At 43.1% G+C, this 21,391-nt stretch carries 23 protein-coding genes; 9 read left to right on the plus strand and 14 right to left on the minus strand.

The window, feature by feature from the left end:
* Positions 1–8 precede the first annotated feature (8 nt).
* On the plus strand, positions 9–269 hold the full coding sequence (locus CYL31_RS14210) for a PP0621 family protein (RefSeq protein ID WP_012070646.1): 261 nt from the start codon (positions 9–11) through the stop codon (positions 267–269).
* Here CYL31_RS14210 and CYL31_RS14215 read toward each other — a convergent pair.
* The 5 genes from CYL31_RS14215 to CYL31_RS14235 all read right to left on the minus strand — a co-directional run bounded on the left by CYL31_RS14215 (position 253) and on the right by CYL31_RS14235 (position 3,539).
* Complete coding sequence (locus CYL31_RS14215) at positions 253–705, minus strand: hypothetical protein (protein ID WP_212915851.1); 453 nt, start codon at positions 703–705, stop codon at positions 253–255. The two genes, CYL31_RS14210 and CYL31_RS14215, sit on opposite strands and share 17 nt — an antisense overlap.
* Before the next feature lie 55 nt (positions 706–760).
* A complete protein-coding gene (locus tag CYL31_RS14220) occupies positions 761–1,642 on the minus strand; it encodes a type II secretion system protein (protein ID WP_212915852.1) in 882 nt (293 codons plus the stop codon).
* Positions 1,639–2,013: a hypothetical protein gene (locus CYL31_RS14225; RefSeq protein WP_212915853.1), complete on the minus strand. Its 375-nt coding sequence runs from the start codon at positions 2,011–2,013 to the stop codon at positions 1,639–1,641. Before CYL31_RS14225 ends, CYL31_RS14220 begins: the two co-directional genes overlap by 4 nt.
* On the minus strand, positions 2,010–2,537 hold the full coding sequence (locus tag CYL31_RS14230) for a GspH/FimT family pseudopilin (protein ID WP_212915854.1): 528 nt from the start codon (positions 2,535–2,537) through the stop codon (positions 2,010–2,012). The genes CYL31_RS14225 and CYL31_RS14230 overlap by 4 nt, the downstream gene beginning before the upstream one ends.
* 135 nt (positions 2,538–2,672) lie before the next feature.
* Positions 2,673–3,539 carry an alpha/beta fold hydrolase gene (locus tag CYL31_RS14235; RefSeq protein ID WP_212915855.1) on the minus strand — a complete coding sequence of 289 codons (867 nt, stop codon included), beginning with the start codon at positions 3,537–3,539 and terminating at the stop codon, positions 2,673–2,675.
* A gap of 160 nt (positions 3,540–3,699) precedes the next feature.
* Between CYL31_RS14235 and pabB the strand changes: the two genes are divergently transcribed.
* From pabB to CYL31_RS14250, 3 genes are all read left to right on the plus strand, one after another.
* Complete coding sequence (pabB, locus tag CYL31_RS14240; RefSeq protein WP_212915856.1) at positions 3,700–5,124, plus strand: aminodeoxychorismate synthase component I; 1,425 nt, start codon at positions 3,700–3,702, stop codon at positions 5,122–5,124.
* An 8-nt stretch (positions 5,125–5,132) separates the two neighbouring features.
* Positions 5,133–5,792, plus strand: a complete 660-nt coding sequence (locus CYL31_RS14245; RefSeq protein WP_212915857.1) for an NUDIX hydrolase — start codon at positions 5,133–5,135, stop codon at positions 5,790–5,792.
* A gap of 84 nt (positions 5,793–5,876) precedes the next feature.
* Positions 5,877–6,611, plus strand: a complete 735-nt coding sequence (locus CYL31_RS14250; RefSeq protein WP_212915858.1) for a phosphoadenylyl-sulfate reductase — start codon at positions 5,877–5,879, stop codon at positions 6,609–6,611.
* 40 nt (positions 6,612–6,651) lie between these two features.
* Here CYL31_RS14250 and CYL31_RS14255 read toward each other — a convergent pair whose 3' ends face one another.
* A complete protein-coding gene (locus CYL31_RS14255) occupies positions 6,652–6,957 on the minus strand; it encodes a LysR family transcriptional regulator (RefSeq protein WP_212915859.1) in 306 nt (101 codons plus the stop codon).
* A 111-nt stretch (positions 6,958–7,068) separates the two neighbouring features.
* Between CYL31_RS14255 and CYL31_RS14260 the strand changes: the two genes are divergently transcribed.
* Positions 7,069–8,415 carry an anti-phage deoxyguanosine triphosphatase gene (locus CYL31_RS14260; protein WP_212915860.1) on the plus strand — a complete coding sequence of 449 codons (1,347 nt, stop codon included), beginning with the start codon at positions 7,069–7,071 and terminating at the stop codon, positions 8,413–8,415.
* Positions 8,416–9,587: 1,172 nt separating this feature from the next.
* Here the strand turns inward: CYL31_RS14260 and CYL31_RS14265 are convergent.
* The 8 genes from CYL31_RS14265 to CYL31_RS14300 all read right to left on the minus strand — a co-directional run bounded on the left by CYL31_RS14265 (position 9,588) and on the right by CYL31_RS14300 (position 16,354).
* Positions 9,588–9,932 (minus strand): hypothetical protein, encoded by a 345-nt coding sequence (locus CYL31_RS14265; RefSeq protein WP_212915861.1) that lies wholly within the window; start codon positions 9,930–9,932, stop codon positions 9,588–9,590.
* Between the two features lie 160 nt (positions 9,933–10,092).
* Positions 10,093–10,803, minus strand: a complete 711-nt coding sequence (locus CYL31_RS14270; protein WP_212915862.1) for a hypothetical protein — start codon at positions 10,801–10,803, stop codon at positions 10,093–10,095.
* Between the two features lie 150 nt (positions 10,804–10,953).
* Positions 10,954–11,499, minus strand: coding sequence for a hypothetical protein (locus CYL31_RS14275; RefSeq protein ID WP_212915863.1), 546 nt, complete (start codon positions 11,497–11,499; stop codon positions 10,954–10,956).
* A 143-nt stretch (positions 11,500–11,642) separates the two neighbouring features.
* Positions 11,643–12,206, minus strand: coding sequence for a DUF6985 domain-containing protein (locus tag CYL31_RS14280; protein WP_212915864.1), 564 nt, complete (start codon positions 12,204–12,206; stop codon positions 11,643–11,645).
* A gap of 28 nt (positions 12,207–12,234) precedes the next feature.
* Complete coding sequence (locus CYL31_RS14285) at positions 12,235–12,903, minus strand: hypothetical protein (protein WP_212915865.1); 669 nt, start codon at positions 12,901–12,903, stop codon at positions 12,235–12,237.
* 1,092 nt (positions 12,904–13,995) lie between these two features.
* Complete coding sequence (locus CYL31_RS14290) at positions 13,996–14,499, minus strand: GNAT family N-acetyltransferase (RefSeq protein WP_212915866.1); 504 nt, start codon at positions 14,497–14,499, stop codon at positions 13,996–13,998.
* Between the two features lie 7 nt (positions 14,500–14,506).
* Entirely contained in the window at positions 14,507–15,523 is a 1,017-nt protein-coding gene (locus tag CYL31_RS14295) for a DUF2333 family protein (protein ID WP_212915867.1), read from the minus strand.
* Positions 15,524–15,535: 12 nt separating this feature from the next.
* The gene (locus CYL31_RS14300; protein ID WP_212915868.1) at positions 15,536–16,354 is read right to left on the minus strand and encodes a tetratricopeptide repeat protein; all 819 of its coding nucleotides are present in this window, start codon (positions 16,352–16,354) and stop codon (positions 15,536–15,538) included.
* A 110-nt stretch (positions 16,355–16,464) separates the two neighbouring features.
* Here CYL31_RS14300 and dsbD point away from each other — a divergent pair, with 110 nt between their 5' ends.
* The 4 genes from dsbD to prmA all read left to right on the plus strand — a co-directional run bounded on the left by dsbD (position 16,465) and on the right by prmA (position 21,351).
* Entirely contained in the window at positions 16,465–18,285 is a 1,821-nt protein-coding gene (gene dsbD, locus CYL31_RS14305) for a protein-disulfide reductase DsbD (protein ID WP_212915869.1), read from the plus strand.
* A 247-nt stretch (positions 18,286–18,532) separates the two neighbouring features.
* Complete coding sequence (accB, locus tag CYL31_RS14310; protein ID WP_212915870.1) at positions 18,533–18,979, plus strand: acetyl-CoA carboxylase biotin carboxyl carrier protein; 447 nt, start codon at positions 18,533–18,535, stop codon at positions 18,977–18,979.
* 20 nt (positions 18,980–18,999) lie between these two features.
* On the plus strand, positions 19,000–20,340 hold the full coding sequence (gene accC / locus CYL31_RS14315; RefSeq protein ID WP_212915871.1) for an acetyl-CoA carboxylase biotin carboxylase subunit: 1,341 nt from the start codon (positions 19,000–19,002) through the stop codon (positions 20,338–20,340).
* 120 nt (positions 20,341–20,460) lie between these two features.
* A complete protein-coding gene (gene prmA / locus CYL31_RS14320) occupies positions 20,461–21,351 on the plus strand; it encodes a 50S ribosomal protein L11 methyltransferase (protein WP_212915872.1) in 891 nt (296 codons plus the stop codon).
* Positions 21,352–21,391: the final 40 nt, after the last annotated feature.

Consider the following 21,391-nt stretch of genomic DNA (forward strand, 5'->3'; position numbering starts at 1 on the left):
TAAAGTATATGATCGTACGTTTGATCGTTTTTGTTGCTATTTTCTTTATTGGTTGGTGGTTATACCGCCAATTTGTCGCTTTTAAACGCAGTCAATCGCCGGCGGAAGCAAAAAAGCAGGATTCCTCTAAAAAGGACGAGTCACAAGAAAGTATGGTTCGCTGTGAAGAATGCAAAACCTTCACGCCACGCTCACATGCTATTCATGACCAAGAAGCACGTCCATTTTGCAGTGCAGAGCATTTGAAAGCTTTTAACCAGAAACACTAACTGAACCGTTTGCAAGCAACCTACTCTCTCGCCACCACCAGCAGCGATATTGTTGCTGGTTTTGTGTGGCGCAGAGTCGGTAGGAAACATCCGTATTTTCAGATTCATCTGGCAGAGACTCGTAACTTTCCCAGCGATAATAGATAAATTGATCGTCTTTTTGCCATCCATTTTCTTTTGAGCGTTGGCTTAACTCACAAAAGCCAACACATGCGCTCGCTGTTGCCGATGCGAAACTTGGAGACACGACTAAAGCTTGCTGAAAATCTGTCCAAATTTGCTGATTCGCTTCCACTTCATTCACTTGCCCACGCCATTTATAGGATGCCATGAGCCTTTCCTGAAAATGCATCGACAAGCTAGACATCGCCAGTAGTAAAGCAATAATTGGCAAAGACACCCAACCTTGTTGTGTACGAAACAATAACCCATTCATTTTCTCTATTCCTTAAGATTTTCATCTCATCCATGAGAGTCAAAAAACACGCAGATTACAGCACAATAATTTGATTACCCACGCCCTGACAAGGTGAATAATAATGCCATTTTTCGCCTCGCATAGAAGCGTATTCCTGTAGAAATTCTGCATCACGATCGGCTTTGCAATCACTCAACCGATACTGATATTCCACCCATAAGCCGCGTAGATTTTTTAACGGAAAGCGTCCATATTGGGTGTCCAGTGTATCTACCAAACCATCTTGGCTGTCATCCAACAAAGGGAAAACAGCAAAGCGCTCAAGACCATTCCAAAGCTCTAATGAATTACCGCTTTCCTCTGGCGTACGCCATAAAGCGTTCCAGCCGTCTTTGCCTTCAGATACATACCAATAAAAACCATCTTCGCTTTGAATAATACCAGACTGACCAATAGCGGAATTATCGTCTAGCTGAATCAGGCTTTTACTCGAAGACTCACTAAAAATATGGCCGTTGTAGTGGGATTCGCAAGACGAAAAAGTCGCTCTGTCCCCCACTTTCCAATGGCAAGACATGGTTGTTTCCATGGGATTTTTTCGAACCGTGACTGAGCTACGACACAAACCATAATCCACACCCTTTACCCAATCTGAGGCTTTGTCGATACGCCGTGTCGCCAAACGGATCGGCGGTGACATGCCAGATTCAATTATCAAAAATAACGACTCATCTATCGCACAACTAGCTGGCAATAGCCGCGCCCATTGTGCCTTTAAATGTTGATCAATCGCGGCTTTTATAGTCTGTTGGTCTTGGTAAGTTTGCGCCAAAAGATGGCGCTCCTGCATACGCGCAATAGCGATCACTAAAAAGGGTAAAAACAAGGCGATCAAACCACACGCTACCAGCAATTCGATCAACAAACTGCCTTTGATATTCTGTCGTTGATTCATTTTTCACCCTCTTCACTCAGGCTCAATACCGACGATTCTGGCAGAAAATGCTGTGATGCATAGAACCAGTTTTTAAGCTCATTGCCTGTACATTTTTGACAGTCTGGATAAGCTTCATTGGATAAATTTTTCGGCATATCAAGCCAAGTAAGCGATCCAACTAACTGCACCATAGCCGCTTGCTTTTGATGATTTTCATCAAGTTTACGTTGTACTTCTGCTTGCTGAACCGATTGCCATTGCACTTCGCTCTGACGCTGCACAAGATGCAACACCACGGCAAATAATGCCAAGCACAGAATCACTTCGAGCATGATCCAACCCTTTTGTCTTGGCTTAGACAATCGCTGCATTAAGCGATATTTATTCATCCGCATTGCCCTCCATTCGTTCCCTGAGAATAAGAGCCTTTTGGATCAGTGAGATAAAAGCGACCACTTTGATTGAGTATCAGGTCCGCTTGCCATGCTCCCAAACAGAATTCAAAGGTGCCATTTTGATAACCAGACAAACCGTTAGATCGAAATTCGATTTGATTTTTCTGGGTAGGAAATCCTCGCCAAGATACCACCAAGGAAGGATCAAAAACGATCTGACGATAGTGTTTTTCAGCACCGCTATTAGGCTCGATTTGATAAAGTGTAAACCCTGAAGACCAACCACCGTTGCAGTTTTGGCCACCGCACAAGAAGCTCGTTTGACCGCTGATTACTGCCAATTGACGCGCTTGAGTGAGCGCATCGGCTAGCCGCTTCATTTCATTTTTTAAGGTGTTTTTATCTTTGGTTTTTTGACTGACGCTAAGAAACTGCGCAGAACCCGCATAAGCTAAAATGCTCAAGATGGCTAGAACACAGAGTAGTTCCAGCAGAGAAAAACCGTGTTGACGGCTCATTGAAAACCTCCTTGTTTTCCTGTTTTTTCTTTTACATTTTCTTTCTAGAAAATCATAAATTTAACGGGCTTCCAGCCCTTTTTAGTAACGCTTGTTTTATCTTAATGCTTATTTGATCTTAGTGCTTATTTGATATTAGTGCGCTGCAAACCAATTATTAATATGATTGGCGATTTGTCTAGGTTTTTGAAAGGGCAATGAATGATCACACGCGCTCATGGTTTTATGTTGCCACGCCGCGTTCTGTTCGCTCAACAAATCATAGTGTTGGCGCAAGGCTTCATGACTTAATTCACCAGAGAACAAGAATACATGTTCGGATGCATCAATCATCGCCTGACGAATATGCGGCTTGCTCACCATACTTTCCACATGATCTGTTACCGCATCAAGCGCATAAGCAAAACCAAACGGTCTATGAGCAAGACGAGATTGTGTGGTGGCTTCCGCAACCGGATGTTTGCGTCGATTCGGTGACACGCCATCCATAAAACTCGCTACGCCCAATTCCACATCGCCGGTATCACGAATCAATTTTGACGCATGCCGATACTTTTGACGAACATCCATCAAGGTAGATAAATCTTCACGATCCAAAGACGCAGGTTCCAACAAAGCCATTTTGACTTTCTTTTTGCCTTGCAAGCTACGCTGATAATTTAAGTTCAACGCAACCAAACCACCAAGAGAATAGGCAACAAGATCAAAATCGTTCCATTTAACATGAGCTAATAACGCTTCGACTTCGTCGGTCAATTCAGCAATCGACACAGCGCCCTCTTCACCATGATGATGAAAAGAATCGCCCATGCCTTTTAGATCGGGCACCAGCATCCAACGCCACTGGGTAAAATACGGCAACATAGGAGAATACGTAATTTCACCGGCAACACCTGCGCCATGCAATAACAGACAAGCACGATCACTTTCTGCCTGTGGGTTTTCGTAAAGGCGGTAAGCAATACGAGCATTGGGTAAAGAAAGAAAAAAAATGTCAGACACTTGTAATTAACCTGTGAGGACCCTTATTAAAAGAATACAATGCTGTGATCAGCAAAACGAATACATTGAGACCTTGTTCACTATATTGCGAGCGAAATCAATTCTATTTTTAACAAAGTATTGATAAGCGTAGTTCTCATATTACTAGGTATTAAAATAAATGTCAGAAATCAAAAAAGTAAATCTCCCTTATCAGGCGTCGTTACTGCCCTTCTTTTCTGCTGTTCGAGACTTACCTTATCCTGCTCTACTCGACAGCAATCACGAACATTTCCCCGATACCAACTTCGACATTTTAGTAGCCAATCCACTTGCCCGTATTCATCCAACTAAAAATAGCCAGCCTATCACTTGGTACAGCACACCGCTTTATGAACTAAGCAATACTGACAACCCAATGACCCTGTTGAATGAATTAATGAGCCTTATTTGCCAAGAACCTTGGGCGAAATCTGCCCCAAAAGATTTGCCATTCGTTGGCGGCTTACTAGGTTATTACGGTTACGAAAGTGGTCACTTTGTCGAGCAATTGCCAGACACGGTAGAGCACGACATTCAACTAGACACCTTAAGCATTGGGCTTTATGGCTGGGCAGTGGTGACTTGTCACAAGAAAAAAACCACTCAATTGATTATTTCACCTTGGTGTCTTTCCGAAGACGTTGCCGATCTAATCAATCGCTTTACCAGTGCCTGTGATGATGTGCTGGTAAAACATGATTTAAATGAAGCACGGCCTTTTACTTTAAAAGCGCCCTTTACCTCGAACATGACAGAAGAAGCATACGCGCAAAAATTTGCGGCGGTTCAAGATTACATTCAGTCCGGTGATTGTTATCAGGTCAATTTGGCACAGCGTTTTTCCACTCGTTACCAAGGCGATACATTCACGGCGTATCACGCATTAAGAGATGTTTGCCCGACACCGTTTTCCGCTTACATGGAATTTTCGCCAGAGCAAAGTTTACTAAGTCATTCACCTGAACGCTTCCTCTTGTGTGATCAAGGTCGAGTCGAATCCAAACCAATCAAAGGCACGGTAGCTCGCGGCAAAACACCAGAAGAAGACAAGGCAAACGCCGATTGGTTACTTGCATCAGAAAAAGATCGCGCTGAAAACTTAATGATTGTCGATTTGCTGCGCAACGACTTAGGCCGCACCTGCTTAACCGGCAGCATCAAGGTGCCAAAACTTTTTACTTTAGAAAGTTATGCCAACGTCCATCATTTGGTTTCCACTGTAGAAGGTCGAATTGATCAGGCGGATCAAGCGATTCGTGTTTTTCATCAAAGCTTTCCAGGCGGCTCCATTACTGGCGCACCTAAGATTCGCTCGATGGAAATTATCGATGAACTAGAACCTCATGAACGCTCAGCCTATTGCGGTTCGATTGCCTACTTCAGTGCCAACGGTCAAATGGATTCCAGTATCACTATCCGCACATTGGTTGCAGACCATGGCAACTTGCATTGTTGGGCCGGCGGTGGACTGGTCGCAGATTCAAAATGTCAGGAAGAATACCAAGAAACCTTTACCAAAGTGGGCAAATTAACCCATACTCTAGAACAAGACTTTTTGAAATAGGCCGTATCATGTCTGACATTGAGCAGTTTTTAAATGCTCCTCCCATTGATCTGAGCTTGGATGATATTCGCGCTGCATTAGACAGAGAACCTTACGCGCAACAAATCCATAACCCAGACGAGGAAATGTTCCCCAGCGGTTATGATTTGAATTATCGATCTGCTGCCGTGCTTATCCCTATTTGGCGAGAACCAGAAAATGGCGAATTGTATGTACTTCTCACCCAACGCGCCCTTCACATGCGCAACCACCCAGGCCAAATTGCTTTTCCCGGTGGCAAACATGATCCAGATGATGCCAGCATCCAATACACAGCTTTGCGGGAAACATTAGAAGAAGTCGGCCTATCACCGGACTGTTTCGACCTATTGGGCGAACTTGGCGAATACTGCACCATCTCGGGTTACTGCATCAAACCCATCGTCGCTGAAATGACTCGTAGAAGTGAATTAAGCCTGTGTGAAGAAGAAGTAAAATCCGTCCATTGGGTACCATTACGTTACTTGCTTACACCACAAAATTACCGCTTTAAAAAGAAAGTGCTCGATACAACGTCTCGTGGTTATTTTGAAATCGATTACGAAGACATTCGTATTTGGGGTGTAACTGCGGGCATTTTATATGGACTTTACCAAACGCTAGCACGCCATATAGGTCAAGCATTATAAGGTTAGTGTTCTTTCGTCTTTTCTTTCGGCGCCGCAAATTGTTATGGTACAGCTATCGTAACCTAGATCATGGTAAATCATCCTATGTCAGCATTTGATTTAGCGTCTTTCATTGCCAACAACAAAGAAGACGAAGCACAAAAAATCATCCACAACGCGATGAAAGAATTCGACAACATTGCCATCTCTTTTAGCGGTGCAGAAGATGTTGTTCTAATTGATATGGCTGTCAAAGCCAAAAAAGACATTCAGGTATTTTCACTGGACACTGGTCGTCTACATGCAGAAACCTATCGTTTTATCGAACAAGTCCGTAAACACTACAAGATCAATATAGACATTCTTTCCCCAGACCGTGAAGCTCTAGAAAACTTCACCCGCGAAAAAGGCTTGTTTAGTTTTTTTGAAGACGGTCACAAAGAGTGCTGTGGAATCCGCAAAGTACAGCCACTTAAACGCAAGCTTGCCACTGTAGATGCATGGATAACCGGACAACGCAAAGACCAAAGCCCAGGTACACGAAATGTCTTAGCTTTTGCCGAAAAAGACAGCGCATTTAGCACAGATGAAAAAGATTTGTTTAAATTCAATCCATTGGCAAATTGGTCTTCTGAAGACGTTTGGAACTACATCAAGATGTTTGATGTACCTTACAATGAGTTGCATTTGAAAGGTTTTACCAGCATAGGCTGCGAGCCTTGTACTCGCCCTATTCTACCAAATCAGCACGAACGCGAAGGTCGCTGGTGGTGGGAAGAATCTGAACACAAAGAATGTGGCCTGCATATTGGTAATATCATACCAACCGCTCAACAATAAACGCCTCTTTCTATTAAAAGATCAAAAGTGCCTGATAATGTCAGGCACTTTTGATTGCAGTAACAATACCATTCGACTTTCTTTCAAGATAACCATGCCATGATTCCATAAAGCCTTCATAACACGCTTCCAGCTCTTTTATGTGTTGCAGCAAAACTTCTCCCGCTGGTGTCATGTCCGTCGTTCGACCGTGTCGAATCAACAAAGGCTCGCCCATTTCTCGTTCTAATTTTTGAATATGTTGGCTAACCGCAGGCTGAGTTAATCCCAACTGCTTGGCGGTTTTGGTAAAACTACCCGTTTCAACCAACGCCTTAAAGGTAATGAGATGTTGTGTATTAAGCATAAAGATTCCTTATAGTTAATTCCATTATGCCCAATGCTAATTTTACGAACATTGACCTATATCGTGTTTTCGTGAAAGACTCAAAGTTATTAACCTAAGTGGATTAAGAGCATGACAACCGCACAAGACACAATGCTACCTTGGCACGAAAGACAATCTGGTCATCAAGAATCCCGCGACAACGATTACCGCACACCTTACCAACGCGATCGAGCTAGAATCATCCACAGCGCCGCGTTTCGTCGCTTACAATCCAAAACGCAAATCCTTGCCATTCGACAAAACGACTACAGCCGTACACGCTTAACACACTCTCTAGAAGTCGCCCAAATTGGCAACGGCATTGTTCACCAACTTAAATTCAGCTCACCTGCAGATGCCGACTTTCAACCTTGGCTCGCCGACGATGCTTTAATTGAAACCGTTTGCCTGAGTCACGACATCGGCCATCCGCCATTTGGCCACGGCGGAGAAGTTGCCCTTAACTACATGATGCAAACTTATGGCGGTTTTGAAGGCAACGCACAATCATTAAGAATCCTAGGCAAGCGCGGCTCTTACTCACCAACCTATGGAATGGACGTCACCCGTCGTACGCTATTAGGAATTTTAAAATACCCCGTTTTACACGCTAGCGTGGTTGGCAAATACCCTGAAAAGCCGGCTAACTTCCGCCAATTCAAAGCCTCTAACTGGGCGCCACCAAAATGCGTCTATCAAGAAGAGCAAGACTTACTAAATTGGATCATCGAGCCTTTTAGCCAAGCCGACAAATGCTTATTACAAGAAGTAAACCGAACCGATCCAGACGGCCACGCCAAAGCCAAACACGCCAGCTTCGACACCAGCATCATGGACCTCGCTGACGATATAGCCTACGGCGTTCACGACCTAGAAGACGCCATCGTCCTCGGTATGGTCACCAAAGACATGTGGCTAGAACACCTAGAACCCAAACTCGCCGCCTTGGCTTCTCCCTTTTTAGCCGAAAACCTAAACGACATTCGCACCCAACTGTTCAGCCGCCAAAGCCACCTTCGCAAAGAAGCCATCGGCAGCCTAGTTAGCTGGTTCATTACCTCTTGTCGAGTGATCGAAAAAACACAATTTGAACATCCGCTATTACGCTTCCAAGTCGGCTTACCAGAAGGCCAACGACAAGCCTTAAACTTGTTAAAACAATTCGAAATGCAACACATCATCCAACGCCCAGAAGTGCAAATGCTCGTCTACAAAGGCCAGCAAATGTTATTGGAAATGTTCGAAGCCTACTCCGCCGACCCAAGCCGACTACTGCCAAGAGAAATCGCTAAGGAATGGCAAAAAAGCCAAGAACGCGGAGAAAACGGACTTCGCATCATCTGCGACTACATGGCCTCCATGACCGACGACTACGCCAGCCGCATGTACAATAAGTTGTTTGTTCCGAGCTTAGGCTCGGTGTTTGAGCCAATGTAGTTTTTTCCCCTCCCCTTTTGTTTTCCAAGGGGAGGGTTAGGGAGGGGTTGCAAGCTTTGGTTCCATTCAAACGCTTTGAATTCCTAAGCTTTTTTCCGCTCTGCTGAGCGTGTAACTTTTGCCAATCGATGCAAAACTTCAGTCTAAAGGAAAGCAAAAAATCGCTTTATCGGACTATCGCCCAAACGTCTCATTCGCTTTGTTTATTATCAGTTTGGCAAAACGATTTTTTTCGAAAGGCATAGATTGTTGTTGATGTTTTTAGAAAGGATATTTTTAACTGACTCTGAAACGCCATAAAGTCGCGCAACTTCGTTGCGTCGAACTGACTTCTTCAGGGTTGCAGTGATGGAAAACAAAGACGTAGGGCGACATGAGCGCAGCGTAATGTGCCGTTGAAAGCGAAGCTTTCATTTTCTAAGGTAGGTCGCGGCTTTAGCCCGACGCGGAATTTAGACGCCATTCAAACGCTTTGTATTCCCGACCTTTTATTCCGCACTTTAATTCAGGGAAAAGCTGAGCGGGTAACTCTTGCCAAACGATGCAAAACTTCAGTCTAAAGGAAAGCAAAAAATCTTTTGTCGGGCTATCGCCCAAACGTCTCATTTATTTTGGTTAAGTTCATATCTAGCAACACGATTTTTATCGTAAGGCATAAATTGAGCTTATTGTTCGAGAAAGTCTTTCCGTTAATGACTCTGAAACTCCATAAAGTCGCGCAACTTCGTCGCGTCGAACTGACTTCTTAGGGATTGCAGTGATGGAAAACAAAGGACGTAGGGCATTATTAGAGCAGCGACTCTTGGTTTTAAAGAAATTGCCGCTGAAAGCGAAGCTTTCATTTTCTAAGGTAGGTCGTCCTTTAGGGCAACGCGGAATTTAGATTACATTCAAACGCTTTGTATCCCCGACCTTTTTTCCGCTCTGCTGAGCGGGTAATTTTTGTCCGCTGTTTAATTCAGGAAAGTACAAAAGTAATCAAAAGGTCTCTTTATCGGGCTATCGCCCAAACGTCTCATTCACATTGGCTTACTTAACGCTTAACAAGACGACTTATATCGAAAGGCATAGGTTATCTATTTGATGGGATATATATACCTTCAAACACTGACTCTGAAACGCCATAAAGTCGCGCGACTTCGTCGCCCAAATATAATTCCTTATATTTCTAGCTATACACGAGTACGCCATTCCGATATTTTATCACCATCCTCGTTTATCGATTCATAGCTATATATATTTTTATGAGGCTCTTTTAGATTAAATGGCGTTTCTAAATCGTCTAAAAAAAGCAAACGCTCTTGAAAAATTAGTTCACCGTCTATTGAATAGCATGACCATGAGCGAATAAAGTTTGAACTGTCTGGTTCGGTGATAGAAGTAATAAATGATACCGAATTACCTGCACTCAATTCTTCAGAAGCTTTAAGCCAATGTGCTTCATACATTTCTTTAGACCAATAAGAAAGATCAGACTCAAAAGACTCCATAAAGTCATCTATCTGTATTGAACCCATTCCATTTTCTGTCAGATTAAATTTATACATGATTAAGTAATATAACGCCGCCATATGGCGTATTGTTTATTCAGTGGAGCTTTGGGATAAAGTGGCGTAGCCACCACAGAGCGTAGCGGAGTAGACAATGTCCCTATGATCGCTTGGTTAGATGATGGGATTACCACTTTAAAATACCTAAGAATGGACGCGTCTTTTTCATGAGCAAAGATTTAATTTTTTCGTTAACGCTGAGATAAACCTCAGCGCTCACAGGCTTCGATGAAAAAATTATTACCACCCCATCACAATGACAATATACTTTCTCAACCTTATCTTGGAGCTTTTCTACGATTTCTTCTGGAGTTAATTTGAAAGCTCTCTGACAAAGTAAACGATCATAGAAGCTTACTGGAGCGATTCTGAAAACAACCTCACGTAGATTTCCAATTGTATTACTGAAGTGCTGCCGCTCTTCAAATTCGTGCCTAGTGAAGTCCCGCACAACGATTTCCGCTGTATATGCTTCAAAAGCCTCAATGAAATATGGAAAATCAGTGAGAACAAGCTTTTCATAGTCAACACTCCTCAATTTAAATTTCAGAATAATACTGTCATCTTTCGAGGCATTGTCATCTAGGTAGCTTTCAACACGACACGAATAACTTAAACTACCACTTACACCTTTGCCCATTCTTCTTCCCATCATCAAATTTGATGAAATATTACCAGGGCCGATGTCTTTCTCTTTAAACTGATTTTCAGGCCCCGGAGACAACTCCCAGGGCTGGCCAATACCAATTTGGTTTTGAAGATATCGGTTATGCCTTTCACCGATATCATCATTAACATTTGGCCTGTGACGAACGTTTAAGGTATATGTTTCTGTCATTTTCAATCAGCTATGTATACAGGAGCTTTGGAGTAGGATCATTTTTTCATATAACGCCCGGCTCACCGAGCAAATTTTTGATGGCGGCTTTTTTGCCACGCAAAAAAGGTGACAGCGGAAATTTGTCCAGTGCAGCCGTTTGTTAAGCCTTTATTGCAACAACGAACGTAATAATGGTGCACGATAACCATTGTCCTTTTCGTTAAACTCAAGCCTCTTCGCAGCAAGATCAATGTTTATAAAAACTTCAGAATACAGATCTTCCTCTCCGTCGGGATTGAAAAAGAACTTCATCTTGCACGGCGATACTTCAAGCTGTTCGGGATTGCAGGCAAGCCCGACTACTTGGGCATGCACCCTATCTGGAACAGTTGCATTACTTAAGGTTGCACCGTATAAACTAGCCAGTGACTTTATAAAAGTTTCTGAATCTGAACCGGTGTTCCTGAAGAATGCCTCTCCCCAATAGAAAGCATCTTCAATACCTTCTACCTCTTGTGGTTTCCACGAAGGCAGTAGCTCGATTGCAAAACCAACCTTATCGCCTTTCAAGTTGCCTTTGACGACAATTTCATATGAACTAGATTCCAGTTTCTTTGTGCTTGAAATTGTAAAGGCTAAGTCAACGAAATCTTCTTCTTCACCAACAACTACCGCTGGATAGTCTTTGGCGGAAGAAAAAATACTCCAAATCATTATTAGGATTCCTAAAACGTACTTCATGTGTGCGCCTAGAGGCTTAACGCCGCCGTATGGGGCCGCAGTGGAGCAGCTTCATTTTTGTGGTAGTCGACCACAAAAAACGAGCTGCAGAACGGAGGTCCCACATGACGGCCTTGTTAAGTTTCATTTGCGTGCTGCCGTGCTAACCACAAAAGAATTGCCGTATCGGCACCGCCAACTTCAACGATTTTATTGCCATATAGCAGAAAACCCAGCCCGTGTTCTTCTTCCCAATTGCACCCCATTTCAACTCCGATAAACGGGATACCATTTTTAGCCACTTGATGAATATTGACTGATACAACGCCAACAACGCTTTTTATATCATCAGCTAAATTTACAGGTGGAAAATACTCAGCCATCTCCTCGCCACACTCTTCAATGAAGTTGTCTCTGATAGACGAGTAGTTCAAAAACAAGGTGCCTACTATAGATCCGATGACATCACTTTGGTTAGAAAGAAACCAATTTATTAGCTCCATCTCTTCTGTGGTTATTGGCCCTTCATCACGACCCTCTGGAGCAAAAACTATTTTGATCGTTCCATCTGAAGGTTCGCTTGATGATAAGGCTCCATAAGGCCCATTCCGCTCTTGGAATCCAGCCCATTCGGGTAAATTTACTTCTGCTTCCCAAAAAAACTCACTCCATTGAAAAGTGGGGCTTAAGGTACTACTCACGATCTCTCCTTGAAAACTTAACGCCCGGCTAAGGCGACGCGTTAGCGGTCGCACTTGAGCCGTTTGTTAGTGCTGAATTTGAAGGTGATTCGTGCAGATGCTTATATTTTCTTAGAAATATAGAATAGGACTCATCAATAAAATAATCCGTTGTTTGAAATAGCTCTTTTAGAGAGTCGTACGCCATCTTCTCCTTTTTCGAAATATCATCACAATTTGATTTTAAGCACTTAAGCCAAGATCGTGTTTTAGTATGAGCGTCGGCAAAATATGCATGGACACTTTCTTTTTTTGGTACATTGACCGAATTTTCAGAATCCAGTAATAGGAATGCCAAGTCGTGATCAACCAGTCGTTTTAACTTGTTACGATATATTCGTATTTTTTTGTTCCAGTTGTCTTTGATGTCAATATATTTTCCATATTCAACTACGGCACCATCTAAATCTCTACTTTCAAGTTTCCAGTGTACTTTCTGGAGACTATATGTTCGATCTGAGATATGGAGATTGACCTCTTCTAGGGTTTTCTTGGCCTCTTCAATCTCTTGTTTGAATACTTCATATTTTCGATCACGCTCCCAAGACGCATCTTGATACTTGGTAGTTAAGTAGTGGCCGACCATTCCGGTAAGTAGGAAACCCACAACTAAAAGGAATATTTGTGAATTTAAAAAAGTCCAAAATTTGGAAGCCACGTATTTCTCCTTGTGCACTAACAGTTTAATAGTGCGCATGCGCGTTTAGACTATTTAAAAAACTTCCAAGTAACCATATAAGCATTTGAAAAATAAAAGTTTTATAAAGGTTTCAACAAAAGCTAAAACTGGCAAAACGAGCGTGCCTGTTATTTCAATTATCCATAGCGCGTTATCTCTGCACAGTAGATTCTTATTCATTGATATTAAGAGACTTTCTTACTTTCTACCAGTACAAAACGCGCAAGAAAGTGACCATTCAAAAAATAGACTGTATATACAGACATAAAATACATTTTCTTTATTAGCTCAGAATCCGTTAATTGTCAGGCTAAAGCCACGACCCACAATAAAAGCTTCGCTTTCATCGGCATTTTTTTGACTAAAGAGTCACTGCACTTATGATGCCCTACCCTAGACCATAAGTGCTTGATTCCCGCCTTCGCGGGAATGACTTGTCTTAATCTTTTTCCGCTCTAGAAGTCAGTTCGACGCGACGAAGTTGCGCGACTTTATGGAGTTTCAGAGTCATTAACAGACAAAGTCTCTCGAACAGAAAAAACCAATCTATGCCTTACGATAAAAATCGTCTTGCTAAACGCAATGTTAAACAAAGTAAATGAGACGTTTGGGCGAAAGCCCGATAAAGAGACCTTTTGGTTACTTTTGTGGATCTGGACAAAAGTTACCCACTCAGCAGAGCGGAATAAAGGTTGGGAATACAAAGCTGTTGAATGGAACCAGATAAATTAAAAAAGCGGCTTCGACGCGACGAAGTTGCGCGACTTTATGGAGTTTCAGAGTCAGTTAAAAATCCCCTTCCTCCACCAGCAAAAACAATCCATGCCTTACGACAAAAATCGTCTTGCTAAAGGTAGCGTGAAACAAAGCAAATGAGACGTTTGGGCGATAGCCCGATAAAGCGACCTTTTGGTTACTTTTGTGTCGCTAGACAAAAGTTACCCGCTCAGCAGAGCGGAACCAAGCTTGCAAACTAGGAAGCGCTGAGAAGTAACAAACAGACTTGAAGACCTAAAGAATAACCCCACCCTAACCCTCCCCTTGGAAGACATAAGGGGAGGGAATAAAAAGCTAAAACTCTCTTCCCAACAAAAACACGTCTTCTTTAATCTGTTCATTCTGAGCAATATTCGGTAATAGTCCCCATTGATCAAACCCTTGACGTGTGAAGAAGCCTTGGCTATCAAGGTTGCTGGCATAGATGTAGGCAACGAGATGAGTGAAACCAAGCTCTGGTCTATTCGCTTCTAGGTATTGAAATAGCTGTGTGCCAATTCCTTTTCCTTGCCTGTTTGGCGAGACATAGATGCTGATTTCGCAAGCAGTATCAAAAGCTGGCAAGCCATAAAAAGGTTCAACAGAGCACCAAGCAATCACATTGCCCTGCTCTTCTAGGACTAACAAAGGGTGGTTATCGGTGACGCTTTCTAGCCAGTCCATGACGTCGATCAAGCCTATATTGTCTTGTCGATGACCTGTGCTGGCAAAAAGGTCGCAATGCTGAAAGATGTCTAATATCGCAGGGGCATCGTCTAATACTGCTAGACGAATTTCCCTGCTATGACTGGGCGACATTAACTCGCTAGCCCTGTTCAAGCAAACGACGTAGGTCGATAATCGCGGTATTTGCACGTGCTATATAAGAAGCCATAACCAAGGAATGGTTCGCCAATACGCCAAAGCCACTGCCATTTAAGATGAATGGTGACCACACATTGGCTTGGGTCGCTTCGAGTTCACGAATGATTTGACGCAGGCTAACCAGCGCGTTTTTATCTTGTAAGGTATAAATAAAATCCACCTCTACTGCGCGTAGTATATGAATCAGTGCCCAGCTTGTACCACGAGCTTCGTAGAAAACATCGTCCACTTTTAACCAAGGCGTACGCACGTAACGGGTATTTTCGTCTGATTCTAGCTGAGGTTTGTCTTCTATTACGCTTGCTGATAGGCGCTGAGACAAGCTACCAAGACGAGTGCTGACGTCTGACAACCAATCTGCAAGATTGTCTGCACGGGCGTAGAATTGCGCTTTATTATTTGATTGACCCGCTAAACGATCAAGGTATTCCATTAGCTCTTTATTGCCACGACGATATTCGCTTTCACTAGACGGCAAGGCCCAGCTTTTGTTATCGAAGTTGAATTGCGGCTCAGCGATTTTCAAATTCACGTCTTCTGTGGACTGGGACTGAGAGCGGCTAAACTCTTTACGAAACGCTCTAGCCAAATCGCGAGACTGAACCAATACACCAAACTCCCATGCTGGCATGTTGTCCATAAACACACCTGGAGGAAGTATGTCATTGCTAATGAAGCCACCTGGTTTATCCAGCAATGTCGCCATTATGGTGTGCAATGTGCTGGCAGTCGTGTAGCCAACAGCCAGTTTTTTACTGTTATTTAAGTAACCGCGTTCCGTGGCTTGTTCTTTTGCACTAGCCACAACATCAAACTGATCAGGTTCGCTGCTCCAATACATGCCCAAAAAGCTCAACAGTACAGCGGCAATGAGCACAGCAGATGCGACGACTTTCCCGACACTTGAGAAATTAATACTTGGCTTTAAACCTTGGAACTTATTCGCTAACCACGACATTGTTGACCTACCTTAATCTTGTTGTAATTCGACCATGTAATCAGCACGATGGTATGTCATCGCACGCACACGAAATTCGGGAACACGGCTATTAATGATTTGATAAATCAAACGTGCTTGTTTGTCATTTGGCCAGTAAATAGCGACGGGGCGATCTGCTTTTGCCACTGCATCTATAATAGGCTGAATTTTTGCGATTATCTCTTCTTCACTTAGACTAAAAAGTGTTTCGGGCAATAAAAACTGACCTTTCTTTAGCACTTTCGGCTCTGGCTCTGGCTTTGTTTTTGAAACTTTAGCCGCCTGCTGTCGTTTTGCTTTTAAATCACTTACACGTGAGGTCATTTCTATGGTGGCAGGATCTTCTGGATTAACGGAGCGTGCAGAATCTAAATATTTTGCAGCCTTCTTATAATCACCGTTTCTAGCCGCTTGCCATGCCCATTGCGTATACACATCAACAATGGCAGTAATGCCTTGAGTTGCACGAAAGTTACCAGGATCTCGCCCTAGTGCTGCTTGAAAATACAAGTTAGCGTTGTCGTCTACTGGCGTTAAAAATCGCTCTTCAGACAATGCCATTTCGCCTTGCTCGATCAAACGCTGTGTTAATCGCTCAAAAGCCGTTGGAGTTTTGATTACTTTAGGTTGCGACGCTTTTGTCGCGGGCTTTTCGATATCGACTGATTGATTAACAGAAGCCTTAGCAGGCAAAGCTTTTTTGACTTCTACGTCCTGTATAGGCTGATCTTTCTCTGTTGACTTCACATTTCCCTGACAGCCTGTCAGGAAAACTACAGCAATTAGAAAAGAAACTAGGTTTTTACTCAATTTGTCTCCTTGCGATTGGCAACTTAAAGGTGGATTGATAGTCTACACCTTCTATCCAGCGTGGTGAAATATGGATTTACACAATACGCTCAATTTGATTGAAGATACTTATGCGCCTATTCGTTCTACTTTTTTTGCTGATCTTTCAAAACATTTCTCATGCTTTTACGTTTGGCCCTACATCAAGCCTTTCAGAACCAGAATTTTTACCCGTCGATCAAGCATTTCAGCTATCTATTTCCGCCCCTAAAGACGGAAAATTAATGGCCACATGGCAAATCAATGATGGTTACTATTTATATCAAGAACAATTCATCTTGTCTGGGGAACAGGCGGATAAACTGCATTTCTCACCCTTTCCTGCCGGGGAAACAAAACAAGATCCTTATTATGGTGAAGTAACCGTTTATCGAGATAAATTGACACTGCCTATTTATTACGACATCAAACTTGCGGCTGGCACTGAAGTAAATGCGATACTTTCTTACCAAGGCTGTGCTGATAAAGGCCTATGTTATGCTCCACAGAAAATGCCGATTCAATTTACGGTTCCCGAACCTTTATCGTCTCCAGAAAAGCGTTTAGCCGAATCACAACCTAGAGCAGAAAGCTCCCAATCTTCCAACGCAGATCTTGCTCCTTCTGAAGCACAATCCGTCAGTCAGTTACTTAGCAATGATAACATTTGGACAACACTTATTGCCGTCTTTGGCTTGGGTTTACTTTTGTCGTTAACCCCTTGCGTGCTCCCAATGGTTCCTATTGTCAGTGCGATTGTGGTTGGCACTCGTCATTCAAAGTTAGGCGCATTTTATTACAGCTTTGTTTATGTGTTAGCCATGGCGCTAACCTATGCCGCTATTGGTGGATTGGTTGGTATTTTTGGCACCCAACTCAATTTACAAGCTCAATTACAAAATCCTATTTTATTAATTGGTAGCGCAATTGTCTTTGTACTACTTGCCCTAGCAATGTTCGGCGTCTATGAAATAAGACTGCCAAGTTCATGGCAACAACGCCTTCAAGTGTCGACCAAATCAACAGGCTCGGCTTGGAAATCCACAACCAGCATTTTTATCGCTGGGGTTTTGTCTACGCTAATTGTCTCCCCTTGTGTGTCTGCACCGCTTGCTGGTGCTCTGCTTTATATAAGTAGTCAAGGCGATGCGTGGTATGGCGCGATGATGCTTTTTGTTATGGCGCTTGGTATGGGGGTTCCACTGTTACTGGTCGGTCTTTTTGGCCCGAAAGTATTACCTAAAAGCGGCGAGTGGCTACACGACATTAAGGTATTGATGGGCTTTGGCTTGCTTGCTATGGCAATTTGGCTAATTACTCGTTGGCTACCAATAAGTAGCCATTTATATCTTTGGAGCCTTCTTTCTATAGCAATAAGCAGCTACTTTATCCACCGAGCTTATCGAATCGCCTCACACCCTATTCGCTGGTTTTTTGCCTTGGCCTTTTTCCTTATCGGCAGCGTTGAGTTTATTGGTGGCACAATAGGTAGCAGCAGTCCCCTACAGCCCTTGAAAAAATTATCCTCACCCTCAACAACACAAGAGGAGAAAGCAATATTTGACGCCACAATCACGAATTTAGATGAACTTGATGTGATTATAGCAAATCAAGACTCTCGTCCTATTATGCTAGATCTTTATGCGGATTGGTGTATCAGCTGCAAAATATTAGAAGACATGTTTGCTTCACCCGACGTGCTACCACTACTTGATAAGGTTCAACTGATTAGAGTAGATGTCACAAAAAACTCAGTAAAAAACCAAGCTTTGATGCAGAAATTCAACTTATTTGGCCCGCCATCACTGGTTTTTTTAAACAATAAAGGCGAAGAACGTAAAACACTTACTTTGATGGGAGAACCAAGCAAATTTACTTTAATTGATCGTTTAAATCGTGCTATCGGCCAATAATATTCACCAAAATGCACACAGGTTTACTTTTGATCAAAAACAAACCACAAGAAACGTTTTTCGGTTTTTTTAACGCAAAACTGGACAATATCCCGCTTTTTATCGATAATTTCGCGTTACAAGCTTTTACAATTCGTTTTTTTATAAAAGCCCTGTTTGTTGGATAACGCAAGCAGTACACAGAATTCATAATAGTCAGTGGATAACATAACCACTGAAACACCAACACAGACAGAAGAGAGTAATTATGGACATTCGTAAAATCAAAAAGCTAATCGAACTTTTAGAAGAATCTAACGTCTATGAGATTGAAATCAAAGAAGGCGAAGAAGCTGTTCGTATTAGCCGTGGCGGTGCTCCAGTTCAAGCACCTATGATGGCTGCTCCAATGATGGCAGCTCCTGCTGCTGCACCAGTTGCTGCTTCTACTGCAGCGCCAGAAGCTCCTGCAGCTATCGCTGGTCACACTGTAAACTCTCCAATGGTCGGTACTTACTACAAATCTTCTGCGCCAGGTGCTAAGCCTTTCATCGAAGTAGGCCAAAAAGTAAATGTTGGCGATACTATCTGTATCGTTGAAGCAATGAAAATGATGAACCAAATTGAAGCAGATAAGTCTGGTACAATTGGCGCTATCCTTGTTGAAGACGGCGAGCCAGTTGAATTTGACCAGCCTCTTATTACTATCATTTAATCCAACGCAAAGGTTTCATCATGCTCGATAAGGTATTGATTGCTAACCGAGGCGAAATCGCGCTACGTATTTTACGTGCGTGTAAAGAACTCGGTATCAAAACCGTTGCGGTTCACTCTAAGATTGACCGTGACTTATTACATGTGCGCCTTGCAGACGAATCTATCTGCATAGGGCCAAACCCATCCGCTCAAAGTTATTTGAACATTCCAGCTATCATTAGTGCTGCAGAATTAACAGATACTTCAGCGATCCACCCAGGCTACGGTTTCCTTGCTGAAAATGCAGATTTCGCAGAGCAAGTTGAACGTTCTGGCTTCACTTTCATCGGACCTAAAGCCGAAACAATTCGCCTGATGGGCGACAAAGTTTCTGCTATTAAGGCGATGAAAGAAGCAGGCGTACCAACCGTTCCAGGCTCAAACGGTCCAGTACCTTCTGATCCTGAAGAGTGTATCCGTGTTGCTAATGAAATCGGCTTTCCGGTTATCGTTAAAGCAGCTGCGGGCGGCGGTGGTCGTGGTATGCGCGTTGTTCACAACGAAGGCAGCCTACTAAAATCTATCAGTATCACGCAATCTGAAGCAGGTTCTTACTTCGGTGACAGCACGGTTTATATGGAAAAATTCCTACAAAATCCACGTCACGTTGAAGTTCAAGTATTGGCTGACGGTCAAGGCAATGCTGTCCACCTATACGACCGCGATTGCTCTTTGCAGCGTCGCCATCAAAAAGTGTTGGAAGAAGCACCAGCACCGATGTTAAACGAAGAATCTCGCCAAGCTTGTTTAAAAGCTTGTGTTGATGCTTGTATCAAGATCAACTACCGCGGCGCAGGTACTTTCGAATTTCTATACGAAGACGGCAACTTCTACTTCATCGAGATGAACACTCGTGTACAAGTAGAACATCCAGTTACTGAAATGGTAACAGGTGTAGACATCGTTAAAGAGCAACTTCGCATTGCTAGCGGCTTGCCATTGTCTTTCAAACAAGAAGACATCAAGCTAAATGGCCATGCTGTTGAATCACGTATCAACGCAGAAGATTCTAAAACCTTCATGCCTTGCCCAGGTAAAGTGGAATACTTCCATGCACCAGGCGGTATGGGTGTTCGCGTCGATTCTCATTTGTACAGTGGCTACACAGTACCACCAACGTATGATTCAATGATTGCTAAAATCATTTGCCATGCTCCGGATCGTACAGCTGCACTAAAACGCCTTTCTGGCGCTCTAGATGAAACTTTCATCGATGGTATTAAAACCAACATAGAGCTTCAAAAAGACCTAGTAAATGATTCAAATTTCATTGCTGGTGGCGTTAATATCCATTATTTGGAGAAAAAACTCGGCCTGTAAAGACTGCAGTTTTGCCCCTAGTGACGTCATAAATCACTAGGGGCTATCATTTTCCTCTCGCCTCTCGCTCCAAGCTTCGCTATTCTATTCCTGTTTGTTTTATTTGTTGGACTTCACTTTATGCCTTGGCTTCAAATTCGTATCCATACCACACCCGATCACGTCCCAGCTTTCGAAGATACTCTTCTTGACTGCGGCGCCATGGTTGTCACTTTTGAAGACGTACATGACGATCCTGTATACGAACCAGACCTAAACACAACACCACTGTGGAAAAACACCAAGGTGACTGGTCTATTTGAAGCAGACGCAGATATTGAACACATTCGCCCAGTAATTGAACATAAAGCCGAATCCCTTGGTGAAACCGATATCGATATGAAAATAGAGATAGTCGAAGATAAAGATTGGGAAAGAGAATGGATGGATAATTATCATCCAATCCAATTTGGCGAACGTCTTTGGGTTTGTCCAAGCTGGCGCGAAGTACCCGATCCAAATGCGGTTACGCTGATGCTAGACCCAGGCTTGGCATTTGGCACAGGCACCCACCCTACTACCGCATTATGCCTACAATGGTTAGACAGCATTGATTGCAAAAATAAAACAATTATAGATTACGGTTGCGGCTCAGGCATTCTTGGCATTGCTGGTTTGCTGCTTGGCGCAAATAACATGGTCGGTATCGATATCGATCCGCAAGCTGTACAAGCAACAGAAGCCAATGCGGAACGCAACAAGATCGACCCAAGCCGTTTAGAAGTAAAACTGCCACCATACGAATCTGATCTACAAGCCGATATCGTGGTTGCGAACATTCTTGCTGGGCCACTTGCCCATTTGGCGCCAACGATTTCCGCACTAGTTAAAAAAGAAGGTCAATTAGCCCTTTCTGGCATTCTTGCCAACCAAGCGCAGGAAGTGATTGAGGCATATCAAGAATGGTTTACAATCGATTCCATTACCGAAAAGGAAGAATGGGTTCGTATTGTAGGCACTAAGCACGCATAATAACCGATTTACCAGTACAGTTTTACACAGGAAGATAAAA

It is taken from the genome of Marinomonas sp. A3A (genome assembly GCF_018336955.1).
GTDB classification, from domain to species: domain Bacteria; phylum Pseudomonadota; class Gammaproteobacteria; order Pseudomonadales; family Marinomonadaceae; genus Marinomonas; species Marinomonas lutimaris.

Excerpts from the sequence above, each read along its gene's own strand:
- CYL31_RS14210 (WP_012070646.1), top strand. The coding sequence starts at position 9 with ATGATCGTACGTTTGATCGTTTTTGTTGCTATTTTCTTTATTGGTTGG.
- CYL31_RS14275 (WP_212915863.1), bottom strand. The coding sequence starts at position 11,499 with ATGATTTGGAGTATTTTTTCTTCCGCCAAAGACTATCCAGCGGTAGTT.
- CYL31_RS14215 (WP_212915851.1), bottom strand. The coding sequence starts at position 705 with ATGAATGGGTTATTGTTTCGTACACAACAAGGTTGGGTGTCTTTGCCA.
- accC (WP_212915871.1), top strand. The coding sequence starts at position 19,000 with ATGCTCGATAAGGTATTGATTGCTAACCGAGGCGAAATCGCGCTACGT.
- CYL31_RS14245 (WP_212915857.1), top strand. The coding sequence starts at position 5,133 with ATGTCTGACATTGAGCAGTTTTTAAATGCTCCTCCCATTGATCTGAGC.
- CYL31_RS14270 (WP_212915862.1), bottom strand. The coding sequence starts at position 10,803 with ATGACAGAAACATATACCTTAAACGTTCGTCACAGGCCAAATGTTAAT.
- CYL31_RS14220 (WP_212915852.1), bottom strand. The coding sequence starts at position 1,642 with ATGAATCAACGACAGAATATCAAAGGCAGTTTGTTGATCGAATTGCTG.
- prmA (WP_212915872.1), top strand. The coding sequence starts at position 20,461 with ATGCCTTGGCTTCAAATTCGTATCCATACCACACCCGATCACGTCCCA.
- CYL31_RS14290 (WP_212915866.1), bottom strand. The coding sequence starts at position 14,499 with ATGTCGCCCAGTCATAGCAGGGAAATTCGTCTAGCAGTATTAGACGAT.
- CYL31_RS14295 (WP_212915867.1), bottom strand. The coding sequence starts at position 15,523 with ATGTCGTGGTTAGCGAATAAGTTCCAAGGTTTAAAGCCAAGTATTAAT.
- CYL31_RS14250 (WP_212915858.1), top strand. The coding sequence starts at position 5,877 with ATGTCAGCATTTGATTTAGCGTCTTTCATTGCCAACAACAAAGAAGAC.
- CYL31_RS14260 (WP_212915860.1), top strand. The coding sequence starts at position 7,069 with ATGACAACCGCACAAGACACAATGCTACCTTGGCACGAAAGACAATCT.
- CYL31_RS14225 (WP_212915853.1), bottom strand. The coding sequence starts at position 2,013 with ATGAATAAATATCGCTTAATGCAGCGATTGTCTAAGCCAAGACAAAAG.
- CYL31_RS14230 (WP_212915854.1), bottom strand. The coding sequence starts at position 2,537 with ATGAGCCGTCAACACGGTTTTTCTCTGCTGGAACTACTCTGTGTTCTA.
- dsbD (WP_212915869.1), top strand. The coding sequence starts at position 16,465 with ATGCGCCTATTCGTTCTACTTTTTTTGCTGATCTTTCAAAACATTTCT.
- CYL31_RS14255 (WP_212915859.1), bottom strand. The coding sequence starts at position 6,957 with ATGCTTAATACACAACATCTCATTACCTTTAAGGCGTTGGTTGAAACG.
- accB (WP_212915870.1), top strand. The coding sequence starts at position 18,533 with ATGGACATTCGTAAAATCAAAAAGCTAATCGAACTTTTAGAAGAATCT.
- pabB (WP_212915856.1), top strand. The coding sequence starts at position 3,700 with ATGTCAGAAATCAAAAAAGTAAATCTCCCTTATCAGGCGTCGTTACTG.
- CYL31_RS14265 (WP_212915861.1), bottom strand. The coding sequence starts at position 9,932 with ATGGGTTCAATACAGATAGATGACTTTATGGAGTCTTTTGAGTCTGAT.